The following is an 11,992-nucleotide window of genomic DNA, read 5'->3' as shown; positions in this document are numbered from 1 at the left end:
CAATCCAGATTTGAGGCTTAACGCCCCTCTTTTCTCACCCGCTCGATATGAATAGCGAGGAACATAATTTCTTCGGTTGTCAGCTCGCGCTGATAGCTTTTGTTCAGGTGCTGCGCGATTTTCTCGGCGCATTTCCACGCTTTCGCGTAGTTGTCTTTTACCGCCGTATGCAGCGAGACATCGTCATCCTCCACCACGGTGCGGGTAAGCATCCGCTGGGCAAAAAACTTCAGATGCGTCACGAAACGCTGGTAGCTGAGCGAGTCTTCATCGTACTCAAGCTGCAGCTGATACTTCACCAGCTGCAGGATCTCCTGCATAACCCGCGTCACGTGCATCACTTCCGGCATTTCGCTGTTCAACTGCGCGGTGACCAGATGCAGCGCGATGAACCCGGCCTCATCCTCCTCCAGTTCGACGTTCAGGCGTCTGGCAATAATGCTCCGCGCCTCCTGCCCTAATTCGAACTCCTTCGGATACAGCCGTTTAATATCCCACAGCAGCACGTTTTTGATCGCCAGCCCTTTTTTCTGCCGTTCGATCGCAAAGTAGCAGTGATCGGTTAGGGTGATATACAAACTCTCCTGCAATTTTCCGAGCCGCTGCGCCGCCAGCTCGATGATGCGGTCGCAGGTGGTCATCACCTCCAGCGGAATTTGACTCAGCAGCTCGCCAAGTCGACGCACCAGCTCATCGCTTTGTAACGCAAATACCTTTTCAACCAGCGCCGTATCCAGCGCTTCACCGACGCGCTTCTGAAAGGCCAGCCCACGGCCCATCACCACCTGTTCGCGCCCGCGCTCATCCTGAACAACCACCACGTTATTATTGAGTATCTTGGCGATTTTCATCTGAACCCCAGAAACAAAAAAACCTGACCTCCGGCAGATGCCAGAAAATCAGGTTTTGCCTGCCTAAGCAGTAACAATCCAGTTCTGGCACTCTATCAGTTTCATTCGTAGCCTCAATACGTCACGCGTCAGAAACGTGACGCGGATCGACATTGCTAGAACGTCACGACGGTTTTCAGCTCCGTTACCCAGGCATCCTGCGTCCGGGATACACCACCCGGATGGTGCCAGTACTGAATGCCCGGCTGCAGCTCCAGCCACGACACCGGACGGAAGCGATAGTAAAACTCTCCATTCAGGGAGTGGCCCGGCACCGGGTGATACGCCGGATTGTCATAATCGCTTACGCCGCTCACGCTGTTCAGGTAACGCTGGTTGCGCGCGTACTGGCTGCTCATATCAATCCAGGTTAAACCAAAGCCAATCCAGTCTTCCGGCCGGGCGTCAAACAGCCCGCGGTAGCGCAGCGAGGCGGCGTAAACCTGGTGCATGTAGTTAGTGCTCCGATCCGCAAGGCTCATGCTGAACGAGGTGCTCAACCCGCGATTCGGATCGTCCTGATGCTGCGTAAGCTGCTGGTTCAGCCCGGCGTACATAAACCAGGTTCGGCTGTGCGTTTCAAACCCGTCCGGGTCCGTCACGCCCGCACCGCCGGATTTGCCGCGATAGAGATCGGTTTGCGGCGCGTTGGTAAACACCACGCCCAGGTTGTACGCGCCCGGCAGGCCGTTAATCAGCGGACGCGCTTCGATTTCAACGGGCAGCAAGACCCCTTTGCTGCCCTTCGTCGACCAGCTCCAGGCGTGGCTGCGGCTGGAGGCCTGCGGATTCTGCTCCATCACGCCGCCTTTTAAGGTGACGGTTGGCGTCAGCTTATACTCCAGCGTGGTGCCCCAGGTGTGAACGTTCCAGTTGTTCCAGGTCAGCGAGTTGGCAGACTTCCCACCGCACTGGGACAGCAGCTGGAAATCACAGGGGATAATTTGGTCGAAGGTTTGCACCTTGTTCATCATCCCGATGCGCCAGGTGAGACGCCGGTCGTCAAAGCTGCGGGCAAAGGTCAGCCAACCCAGACGGGTAATCGACTGCCCTCCCCAGCTCTCCTGGGTCAGGTCGTTAAAGTTGACGCGCGGATCCTGCACGCGTTTGGTGGTGAGATCGTCATTGTGGTTGCGGTTGACGATGTTCCCCTCGATGCGCGCATCCGGGATACCGGTCCAGCGCTCCAGATCCTGGTTGAAGGTCAGCGCAAACTGGTCAATATAGGCCACGTGTGAGTCGTGGTTATAGCCACCGCCGCCGTTCCAGCCAATTTCATTCAGATACCCGAGGTTATAGGTAAAACCGTTATCGTTTAGGATTTTACGTATGCCGAGCATTTCGCCCAGAACTGGCTCCGGCGGGGCTTCAAACCCTAATACCGTTCCATTCCACTCCTGCGCCATTGTTAAAGGCGATATCATCAATAAAGCGAGGCCATAGAGATTATTTTTATATGTCATAATAGCAACCTGTAGCTGAGTATTATTGCGTAACCGTTCGCAGGAAATTTTTCTATTCCCTGTCGATATTTCATTTTTTTAAAATCAGTAAAAAGCGCTAAGCCAAATGTCTCTCCTGCGTAAACGACAGGCAAAAAAAAAACCTAAGCGCTCCACAGCGAAAATGCTGTGAAACGCTTAGGTTTTGCCTGTTAACCAGTAACAATCCTGCGTTGAAAACAGTGGCACCTTAACACCGTCGCGCCACGTTGAAAACCAGAACTGTTTTCTGGTTTAAAAAAGTGTGAGCAATTTAACGCTTATTATTTTGACTGAATCACCCGGGCAATATCAGACGAAGTCTGTAATGTCCGAATCTCCTGAAATAATCCCAGCGCTTCATCGTACTCTTTGCGTAAATAACTTAGCCACTGCTTAATTCGCGCGACGTGATACAAACCGGTGTCGCCCTGCTTTTCAAGACGGCTATATTTTTGCAGCAGCGTGACGACGTCTGCCCAGGGCATACGCGGTGCGTTATATTTCACTACCCGGCTGAGATTAGGCACGTTCAGCGCGCCGCGGCCGATCATGACCGCATCGCAGCCGGTGGCCTGCAGACAGGCCCGCGCGCTCTCGTAGTCCCAGATTTCGCCGTTGGCGATCACCGGAATGGTGAGGCGTTTGCGGATCTCACCGATAGCCTGCCAGTTAATGCGCTCGGCTTTGTAGCCATCTTCTTTTGTGCGGCCATGCACCACCAGCTCGGTAGCCCCGGCCTGCTGCACCGCATCGGCGATCTCGAACTGGCGGGCATCGCTGTCCCATCCCAGGCGCACTTTAACCGTCACCGGCAAATGCGAGGGCACGGCCTCGCGCATGGCTTTCGCGCCGCGGTAAATCAGCTCAGGATCTTTCAACAGCGTCGCCCCGCCGCCGCTGCCGTTCACCAGCTTTGACGGGCAGCCGCAGTTGAGATCGACGCCGTAAGAGCCCAGCTCCACCGCGCGGGCGGCGTTTTCCGCCAGCCATTCAGGATACTGGCCGAGGAGCTGAATGCGCACCAGCGTCCCGGAAGAGGTCCGGCTGTGGTTGTGCAGCTCGGGGCACAGCCGATAGAAGGATTTTACCGGCAACAGCATATCGACCACGCGCAGAAACTCCGTCACGCAGAGATCGTAGTCGTTTACCTCGGTCAGAAGCTCGCGCACGAGGGAATCGAGCACGCCTTCCATTGGGGCCAGTAAAACACGCATAGCAGTACCTGTGAAAAAAGACGCGCTATAGTATCTGCTCTGCCCGAGCGTGGAAAGCACGACGTTCCATTCCGGAATGTCTGTTATGCTCAAATTTCATGATGTGATCCGTGGCACATTTTTAGGTTTAATTGTATGATGAATGCGTTTCAGCAAGGACTATCACCATGAGCAAATCATTGAACATTATCTGGCAATATCTGCGCGCATTCGTCCTGATCTACGCCTGCCTGTATGCCGGGATTTTCGTCGCATCGCTGCTGCCCATCACCATCCCCGGCAGCATTATCGGGATGCTGATCCTCTTCGTCTTGCTGGCGCTGCAGATCCTGCCCGCAAAATGGGTCAACCCCGGCTGCTTCGTCCTCATCCGCTATATGGCGCTGCTTTTCGTGCCCATCGGCGTCGGCGTCATGCAGTATTTTGATTTGCTCAAGGCCCAGTTCGGCCCGATCGTGGTCTCCTGCGCGGTCAGCACGCTGGTGGTTTTCCTGGTGGTGAGCTGGAGTTCGCATCTGGTGCACGGCGAACGTAACGTGATTGGGGAGAAAACCAAAAAATGATGGCCAATATCTGGTGGTCGCTGCCGCTCACTCTGGCAGTGTTTTTCGCCGCACGTAAGCTTGCCGCGCGTTTCAAAATGCCGTTGCTGAACCCCCTGCTGGTGGCGATGGTGGTGATTATTCCGTTCCTGCTGCTCACCGGCATTCCTTACGAACGCTACTTTGCCGGCAGCAAAATTTTAAACGACCTGCTGCAGCCCGCCGTCGTGGCGCTTGCCTTTCCTTTATATGAGCAGCTGCACCAGATCCGCGCCCGCTGGAAATCCATCATTACCATCTGTTTTGTCGGCAGCCTGGTGGCGATGATCACCGGCACGTCGGTGGCGCTGCTGATGGGGGCTTCCCCGCAGATTGCCGCTTCTATTCTGCCTAAGTCGGTGACCACCCCTATCGCAATGGCCGTCGGCGGCAGCCTCGGCGGGATCCCGGCCATCAGCGCAATGTGCGTCATTTTTGTCGGTATTCTCGGTGCGGTGTTTGGCCACACCCTGCTGAACGCGATGCGTATTCATACTAAAGCGGCACGGGGGCTGTCGATGGGCACCGCCTCGCACGCGCTGGGCACGGCCCGCTGCGCGGAGCTGGATTATCAGGAAGGGGCGTTTAGCTCCCTGGCGCTGGTGATCTGCGGGATTATCACCTCCCTGCTTGCCCCGTTCATTTTTCCGCTTATTCTGGCGGTGATGGGCTAAAATTTGCGATGCGTCGCGCAAATTTCATTTTGATTTCATAAGTTGCATACATAATGAGAAGTGGATCACATATAAAGCCCAAGCGGCTCCGTAAACTACCGATCCATTAACCTTTATGAGGCAAACGCCATGCACCCACGTTTTCAAGCTGCTTTCGCCCAGCTTGCAGAGAATTTGCAGTCAGCCCTGGCTCCCGTACTGGCAGATGCGCACTTCCCCGCCCTGCTGACCGCGGAGCAGGTCACGATGCTGAAACAGGCAACGGGACTGGACGAAGACGCGCTGGCTTTCGCACTGCTTCCCCTGGCTGCCGCCTGCGCGCGGGCCGATCTCTCCCACTTTAACGTCGGGGCCATTGCCCGCGGCGTCAGCGGCACCTGGTACTTCGGCGGCAATATGGAGTTCCTGGGCGCCACCATGCAGCAAACCGTTCACGCCGAGCAGAGCGCCATCAGCCACGCCTGGCTGCGCGGTGAAAAAGCCCTGAGCGCCATTACCGTTAACTACACCCCGTGCGGACACTGCCGTCAGTTTATGAACGAGCTGAACAGCGGGCTGCAGCTGCGCATCAACCTGCCTGGCCGCGCGCCGCACACGCTGGCGGATTACCTGCCCGACGCGTTTGGCCCGAAAGATCTGGAGATCAAAACCCTGCTGATGGACGATCAGGACCACGGTTTCGCCCTGTCCGGCGATGACCTGAGCCAGGCAGCCATTCGCGCAGCCAACAAGAGCCACACGCCGTACAGCAAATCCCCAAGCGGCGTGGCGCTGCAGTGCCGCGATGGCCGAATCTTCACCGGCAGCTATGCGGAAAATGCCGCGTTTAACCCAACGCTTCCGCCGCTGCAGGGCGCGCTCAACCTGCTGAGCCTCAACGGCTATGACTACCCGGACATTCAGCGCGCCATTCTGGCTGAAATTGCCGATGCGCCGCTGATCCAGTGGGATGCCACTGCCGCAACGCTTAAGGCGTTGGGCTGCACGACGATTGACCGCGTGCTGCTGGCGTAAACCTTCCGGCGGGCAGAAATGCCCGCCAGTTTGCTGAAAAACCCCTCAGTTGAGTCGCTGTTTCTTGCGCTAACCAGGCGGGTAAAGTAGCCTGAGTTAAATTTCACCTTCGGTACGAGCCATCTGCATGTTAAAGCGCGTTTTTTACAGCCTGTCTGTCCTGGTCGGCATACTGCTGTTGATCGTGCTCGGTCTCGACCGCTGGATGAGCTGGAAAACCGCCCCCTACATCTTTGACGACCTGCAGGACCTGCCCTACCGTCAGGTTGGCGTGGTGCTCGGCACCGCCAAGTATTACCGCACCGGCGTCATTAATCAGTATTACCGTTACCGCATTCAGGGCGCGCTGAACGCCTACAACAGCGGCAAGGTGAACTATCTGCTGTTGAGCGGCGATAACGCGCTGCAAAGTTACAATGAACCGGTGACGATGCGTAAGGATTTGATTGCCGGGGGCGTGGATCCTGCCGATATCGTGCTCGACTACGCCGGGTTCCGCACCCTGGACTCCATCGTCCGCACTCGCAAGGTCTTCGATACCAACGACTTCATCATCATCACCCAGCGCTTCCACTGCGAGCGCGCGCTGTTTATCGCGCTGCATATGGGCATTCAGGCGCAGTGTTACGCGGTGCCGTCGCCAAAAGATATGCTGAGCGTGCGCGTGCGCGAGTTTGGTGCCCGCTTTGGTGCCCTGGCAGACCTGTATATCTTCAAACGTGAACCGCGCTTCTTAGGCCCGCTGGTGCCGATTCCGGCGATGCACGAAGTGCCGGAAGACGCGCAGGGCTATCCGGCCGTCACGCCCGAGCAGCTGCTTGATATGCAGAAAAAAGAGAAGTAACAGGGCCGTCTTTAGACTTTCTTTACGCCGCTGTTGACGCTTTTTATCTCGCCTTTACGTCGGCTCTTTTAAGCTGAGTTCACTGCCGCTACGGCTTCATTGAAGAATGACTATGAACTCGATAATGAACGCGTTTTTCCTCAAAAGTCTCCGCCCCTATTTTAACTTTCCCGGTTTATCACTCCCCGGCGCACCCGGTTCCGGTCTCTGGCTGGATGAAAAAATTGACGCCCTGCAGCACAACGTCGCCGTGGAAGTGGCCGATTACCTGGAACGTTTCCCGCAGACGAAACATATCGACGTTTACCTGAACGATATCAACGGCACGATGCGCGGCAAGCGCCTCTCGGTAGAGAGCATGCTGAATCTGGAAAAAGGCTGTTATTTTCCGCTGTCCGTATATTCGATGGACCAGAAGGGAAAAATCGCCGCCCCGCTTTATGATGAACCCGACCGGCTGTGCGTCCCGGTTGCCGGATCTTTGCGTCCCTGCCCGCAGGATCCGGAGCATAACGCGCAGATCCTGCTGACGATGAAGGACAGCGACGATAGCCCCTGCCCGCTTGAGCCGCGCGTGATACTGCAGAACGTTGTGGCCCGCTTCCACCAGCACGGCCTCTTTCCGGTCATCGCGCCTGAAATCGAGTTCTACCTGACGGGACGGGGAGATCGCGATCCACAAAATCAGGGCTGTTTTCATATGGATACCTCGTCGGCCCATACGGAACTGTTTGACGAGCTGGAACAGCTGGCGCACCTTCAGCGCATTCCGCTGTCCGGGGTCGTGGCGGAAGCAGAGTCCGGTCAGTATGAATTAAACCTGAAGCACAGCCATCGCGTCGTTGAGATGTGCGATAACGTGCTGGCGCTGCGCCGCCTGACCCGATACGTCGCTGAAAAGCACGGCCTGCAGGCCAACTTTATGGCTAAGCCGTTCAGCGAGCTGTCCGGCAGCGGTTTGCACGTCCATTTCAGCCTGAACGATAGCCGTGGCGAAAACGTTTTTGCCTCGCCGGTGAACGCCCTTAACAGCATGATGCGCTTGTGCATCGCGGGCCAGCTGGCGCTGATGCCCGCCTCTGTCGCCATTCTGGCACCGGGCGTTAACGCGTTTCGTCGCCTGCGTAAAAACCTGACGGAGCCGGTGTTTAACTCCTGGGGCTACAACACCCGCTCCGCCGCGTTGCGCATTCCCTGCTCGGATGAGCACAACCGCCGTATCGAGTACCGTCTGGCCGGGGCCGACGCCAATCCGTATCTGGTGGCGGCAACCGTCCTGATCGGCATGCTTTACGGGCTGGAACATATCGACGAGGGGGATCTCCCTGAACCGCAGCACGACCAGCCCGATCTGCCGCTGTTCCAGCAGGAGGCGATTGAGGCCTTTGCCCGCTGTCAGTATCTCACCGACAGCCTGGGCGACGCCTTTTCCGAACAGTGGGTCGCCTGCAAGCTTTCTGAGCTCGACTGGTTTGAACGCATCGTGACGCCAGAGGAGTCGCATCTGGCATAGGGCATAAAAAAGCCCGCTCGGTGAGCGGGCCCGGATATAGCCAGAGATGATTACTTCTTACGGGCGTACTTCAGTGAATCCAGCGCAACGGCGAAGATAATGATGGCGCCCTTGATGATGTACTGCCAGTACGGGTTCACGCCGATGTAGGTCAACCCGTAGTTGATGACGGTGAAGATGATCACACCGGTCACCACGCCGAGCACCGTCCCGACGCCGCCGCTGAAGGAGACGCCGCCCACCACGCAGGCTGCGATCGCATCCAGCTCGTACATGAAGCCAAGGTTGTTGGTGGCAGAGCCGATACGGCCCGCTTCCAGCATCCCGCCGAAGGCGTAGAACACGCCGGACAGGGCATAGATGATGAGCAGGTTCAGGGCCACGTTTACGCCGGACACCTTCGCCGCTTCCGGGTTACCGCCGATAGCGAAGATGTTTTTACCAAAGCGCGTCTTGTTCCACAGGATCCAGACGAAGGCCACCGCAATCAGCGCATAGAAGGTGATATACGACAGGCGGAAGCTGCCGAGCGCGATAAACCCTTGGGTAAAGGTCGAGAAGCCGCTGTCAAAGCCAGAAATGGGCGACGCGCCGACGAAGTCGTAGTACAGGGAGTTGATACCGTAAACGATGATCATCGTACCCAGGGTGGTGATAAACGGCGTCACGTTGAGATAAGCGATGATAATACCGTTGATCAGACCAATCACCGCCCCGATGGCGCAGACAATCAGGATCACCACGAAAATCGGCATGGTCGCCATTTCCGGGAAGACCTTGTTGGCGTTTTCCATCGACTGCAGCAGGGTTGCCGCGATAACCGCCGCCAGGCCCACCTGGCGACCGGCAGAAAGGTCCGTCCCCTGGGTCACGATCAGGCCCGCCACGCCCAGCGCGATGATAATACGCACGGAGGACTGGGTCAGAATGTTACTCAGGTTCAGCAGGCTTAAGAACGTAGGGTCCTGGAAAATAATGATTGCCAGCAAGACTAAAAGAACAACGTAAATACCGCCTTCTTTCAGGTAAGTGAGAAAACTTTTTTTATTTAACGCACTCATGAGGAGCCCCTGATCTTAAAGGTGCAAAGACGCAAGACGCAAAATTTCGTTTTGCGTTGTCGTTTTGGTGTCAACAATACCGGCGACGAGACCATTGCTCATAACCAGAATACGGTCTGTGATCCCTAACAGTTCCGGCATTTCGGAAGAAATAATAATGATCCCTTTATTCTTTTTCGCCAGCTCGGCAATCAGCTGATAAATTTCAAACTTCGCGCCGACGTCAATCCCGCGGGTCGGTTCATCCAGCATCAGAATTTCTGGCTGGGTCAATAACCAACGGCCAATAATGACTTTTTGCTGGTTACCGCCCGACAGCGAACCAATTTGGGTGCGGTGGCCTGGCGTTTTCACGCGCATGGAGTCAATCACCCATTGGGTATCGCTCTTCATGCGGGAGTTATCCAGCAGCCCGACTTTGTTTTTGTAATTGCGAATGTTAGAAATTAACGAGTTAAAGTTAATATCCAGATAGGCATAAATACCGGTCGAACGACGCTCTTCCGTCACCAGCGCAAAACCATTATTAATGGCTTCGTTGGCGTTGTGGTTATTGATTTTCTTTCCGTGCAGCGTGATGGTGCCTTCGGCTTTCTCACGGATGCCAAACAGGGTTTCCACGATATCGGTGCGTTTTGCGCCGACCAGACCGGCAATCCCCAGGATTTCACCCTTGTGCAGGTCGAACGAGACATCGCGGATAGACGGCTGGCGCAGCGAGGTCAGGTTGCGCACTTCCAGGATCACTTCACCCGGCTTGTTCTCTTTATCCGGGAAGCGCTGGTTCAGGGAGCGGCCGACCATCATGGCGATGATCTTGTCCATGTCCAGCCCTTCCAGCGGCTGCGTGGCAATCCACTGGCCGTCGCGCAGGATGGTGATCTCATCGCACAGCTGGAAGATCTCTTCCATTTTGTGGGAGATGTACACAATGCCGCAGCCGCGATCTTTAAGCTTACGAATAATGGTAAAAAGGTGATTAACCTCTTTTTCCGTTAATGACGATGTGGGCTCGTCCATAATGACGATTTTCGCGTCATAGGAGAACGCTTTGGCAATTTCGATCATCTGCATCTGGGAGACGGATAATGTTCCCACGCGGGCGCGCGGATCGATATCAATATCCAGCTCGTCGAAAATCGCCTTGGTGTCGCGATACATTTTGTCCTGATCGACAAAGACACCTTTGGTGGGATAACGCCCCAACCACATGTTATCCATGACTGAACGCTGCAGCACCAGGTTTAATTCCTGGTGAACCATTGAGATGCCGTTTTCCAGCGCTTCTTTCGCTGAATGGAAATCGATCTCTTTCCCCTGAAAAAGAATGCTGCCAGAATCTTTTTGATAGATCCCAAAAAGGCATTTTAATAATGTTGATTTACCCGCACCGTTCTCACCCATCAAAGCATGAATAGAGTGAGGACGCACTTTTAAATTAACATTATCGAGTGCCTTAACGCCGGGAAATGACTTGTTGATACCGCTCATTTCCAACAGGTATTCACCGGATGACTGAGTAGTTGTGCTGACCATAATTATACCTTGTTGGCCTCGCATATCGCGTTATAAAAGGGCGCAACGAATTGCGCCCAGTGAAGACATTTCAAATCACTTATTTACCGATAAACTCAGCCAGGTTGGACTGGTCTACGCCCACGTAAGGTACGCGAACGATTTTGTTGTCAATTTTCCAGCTGGTGCCATCTGCCGCGCCTTTGCCATCGGCGAGGTTTTTCGCCAGATCGAAGGTGGCTTTCGCCTGGTTGTTGGCATCGTTCAGCACGGTACCGGCCATCGCGCCGGATTTAACCAGCGCCAGCGCTTCTGGCAGCGCATCGACGCCGAATACCGGGATAGAAGATTTGTTGTGTGCTTTCAGCGCTTCTACCGCGCCCATTGCCATCGCATCGTTGTTGGCGATAACCACTTCGATTTTGTTGGCATTCGGGCCGGACAGCCATGCGTCCATCTTATCTTTCGCCTGAGCGGTATCCCACATCGCGGTATCTAACGCCAGCTGCTGGGTTTTCAGACCCTTGTCGTTCAGCTCTTTGATGACGTAGGTGGTACGCGCTTCAGCATCCGGGTGGCCTGGTTCGCCTTTCAGCAGCACGAACTGGATCTGACCGTCTTTGTTCAGGTCCCAGTTCGGGTTCGCCGCCCAGTGTTTCGCGATCAGATCTCCCTGAATAATGCCGGACTCTTTGGAGTCGGTACCGACGTAATACGCTTTGTCGTAGCTATCCAGCGCCTTACGGGAAGGTTCTTTGTTGAAGAAGACGATCGGCACGTTCTGGCCGCGCGCTTTTTCAATTACCGTGCCTGCTGCAGCCGGGTCAACCAGGTTGATGGCCAGGGCTTTCACGCCTTTCGCCAGCAGAACGTCGATCTGGTCGTTCTGTTTGGACTGGTCGTTCTGGGAGTCGTTCATCAGCAGCTGAACGTCTGGCGCGGCTTTCGCATCTTTCTCAATCGCTTTACGCACAACAGACATGAAGTTGTCGTCGTATTTATAGATGGTCACACCAATACGGGTATCCGCAGCGTGCGCTGCTGCACCAAAAAGCATGCTTGCCATTACAGCAGACAGGGTCAACACCTTCTTATTCATGGTATCTCCGGTTTTTTATGCAGGGTAGTTCTGGTGAATAACGATCGGCGGGCAGGTGTTAATAAAACGTTACTGACAGCCGAAGTTCACTTATAAAATTTCT

11 protein-coding genes are annotated in these 11,992 nt (G+C 55.2%); 5 read left to right on the top strand and 6 right to left on the bottom strand.

Annotated elements, in window-relative coordinates:
* Positions 1-17: 17 nt before the first annotated feature.
* The 3 genes from licT to dusC form a co-directional block, all read right to left on the bottom strand.
* Positions 18-851: a BglG family transcription antiterminator LicT gene (gene licT / locus ACMWKK_RS03310; protein WP_112779760.1), complete on the bottom strand. Its 834-nt coding sequence runs from the start codon at positions 849-851 to the stop codon at positions 18-20.
* Between the two features lie 155 nt (positions 852-1,006).
* On the bottom strand, positions 1,007-2,314 hold the full coding sequence (locus ACMWKK_RS03305; RefSeq protein ID WP_236653132.1) for a carbohydrate porin: 1,308 nt from the start codon (positions 2,312-2,314) through the stop codon (positions 1,007-1,009).
* Positions 2,315-2,655: 341 nt separating this feature from the next.
* Positions 2,656-3,588 (bottom strand): tRNA dihydrouridine(16) synthase DusC, encoded by a 933-nt coding sequence (gene dusC, locus ACMWKK_RS03300; protein WP_112779762.1) that lies wholly within the window; start codon positions 3,586-3,588, stop codon positions 2,656-2,658.
* A gap of 167 nt (positions 3,589-3,755) precedes the next feature.
* Between dusC and ACMWKK_RS03295 the strand changes: the two genes are divergently transcribed.
* From ACMWKK_RS03295 to ACMWKK_RS03275, 5 genes are all read left to right on the top strand, one after another.
* Positions 3,756-4,151, top strand: coding sequence for a CidA/LrgA family protein (locus tag ACMWKK_RS03295; RefSeq protein WP_023336341.1), 396 nt, complete (start codon positions 3,756-3,758; stop codon positions 4,149-4,151).
* Complete coding sequence (locus ACMWKK_RS03290; protein ID WP_024908161.1) at positions 4,148-4,843, top strand: CidB/LrgB family autolysis modulator; 696 nt, start codon at positions 4,148-4,150, stop codon at positions 4,841-4,843. The genes ACMWKK_RS03295 and ACMWKK_RS03290 overlap by 4 nt, the downstream gene beginning before the upstream one ends.
* A 129-nt stretch (positions 4,844-4,972) precedes the next feature.
* Complete coding sequence (cdd, locus tag ACMWKK_RS03285; protein ID WP_045328031.1) at positions 4,973-5,857, top strand: cytidine deaminase; 885 nt, start codon at positions 4,973-4,975, stop codon at positions 5,855-5,857.
* 127 nt (positions 5,858-5,984) lie between these two features.
* Positions 5,985-6,701 (top strand): outer membrane permeability protein SanA, encoded by a 717-nt coding sequence (sanA, locus tag ACMWKK_RS03280; protein WP_045328029.1) that lies wholly within the window; start codon positions 5,985-5,987, stop codon positions 6,699-6,701.
* A 124-nt stretch (positions 6,702-6,825) separates the two neighbouring features.
* Positions 6,826-8,214, top strand: coding sequence for a glutamine synthetase family protein (locus ACMWKK_RS03275; protein WP_112779935.1), 1,389 nt, complete (start codon positions 6,826-6,828; stop codon positions 8,212-8,214).
* A 50-nt stretch (positions 8,215-8,264) separates the two neighbouring features.
* On the opposite strand, the gene mglC is transcribed toward ACMWKK_RS03275, so the two are convergent.
* From mglC to mglB, 3 genes are all read right to left on the bottom strand, one after another.
* The gene (gene mglC / locus ACMWKK_RS03270; RefSeq protein WP_008500921.1) at positions 8,265-9,275 is read right to left on the bottom strand and encodes a galactose/methyl galactoside ABC transporter permease MglC; all 1,011 of its coding nucleotides are present in this window, start codon (positions 9,273-9,275) and stop codon (positions 8,265-8,267) included.
* Positions 9,276-9,290: 15 nt separating this feature from the next.
* A complete protein-coding gene (gene mglA, locus ACMWKK_RS03265) occupies positions 9,291-10,811 on the bottom strand; it encodes a galactose/methyl galactoside ABC transporter ATP-binding protein MglA (RefSeq protein ID WP_008500922.1) in 1,521 nt (506 codons plus the stop codon).
* Positions 10,812-10,890: 79 nt separating this feature from the next.
* Positions 10,891-11,889 carry a galactose/glucose ABC transporter substrate-binding protein MglB gene (gene mglB / locus ACMWKK_RS03260; protein WP_014884564.1) on the bottom strand — a complete coding sequence of 333 codons (999 nt, stop codon included), beginning with the start codon at positions 11,887-11,889 and terminating at the stop codon, positions 10,891-10,893.
* Between the last annotated feature and the right edge of the window lie 103 nt (positions 11,890-11,992).

This window comes from Enterobacter sp. 01-M-03-SI-ECC (assembly GCF_047530215.1).
GTDB classification, from domain to species: Bacteria; Pseudomonadota; Gammaproteobacteria; order Enterobacterales; family Enterobacteriaceae; genus Enterobacter; species Enterobacter chengduensis.
The sequence above is the reverse complement of the archived record's forward strand: the minus strand, read 5'-3'. Positions and strand labels throughout refer to the sequence as shown.

Bases quoted from the DNA above. Each gene is read 5' to 3' on its own strand.
- ACMWKK_RS03290 (WP_024908161.1), top strand. From the start codon at position 4,148: ATGATGGCCAATATCTGGTGGTCGCTGCCGCTCACTCTGGCAGTGTTT.
- dusC (WP_112779762.1), bottom strand. From the start codon at position 3,588: ATGCGTGTTTTACTGGCCCCAATGGAAGGCGTGCTCGATTCCCTCGTG.
- ACMWKK_RS03295 (WP_023336341.1), top strand. From the start codon at position 3,756: ATGAGCAAATCATTGAACATTATCTGGCAATATCTGCGCGCATTCGTC.
- licT (WP_112779760.1), bottom strand. From the start codon at position 851: ATGAAAATCGCCAAGATACTCAATAATAACGTGGTGGTTGTTCAGGAT.
- mglB (WP_014884564.1), bottom strand. From the start codon at position 11,889: ATGAATAAGAAGGTGTTGACCCTGTCTGCTGTAATGGCAAGCATGCTT.
- ACMWKK_RS03305 (WP_236653132.1), bottom strand. From the start codon at position 2,314: ATGATATCGCCTTTAACAATGGCGCAGGAGTGGAATGGAACGGTATTA.
- mglA (WP_008500922.1), bottom strand. From the start codon at position 10,811: ATGGTCAGCACAACTACTCAGTCATCCGGTGAATACCTGTTGGAAATG.
- ACMWKK_RS03275 (WP_112779935.1), top strand. From the start codon at position 6,826: ATGAACGCGTTTTTCCTCAAAAGTCTCCGCCCCTATTTTAACTTTCCC.
- sanA (WP_045328029.1), top strand. From the start codon at position 5,985: ATGTTAAAGCGCGTTTTTTACAGCCTGTCTGTCCTGGTCGGCATACTG.
- cdd (WP_045328031.1), top strand. From the start codon at position 4,973: ATGCACCCACGTTTTCAAGCTGCTTTCGCCCAGCTTGCAGAGAATTTG.
- mglC (WP_008500921.1), bottom strand. From the start codon at position 9,275: ATGAGTGCGTTAAATAAAAAAAGTTTTCTCACTTACCTGAAAGAAGGC.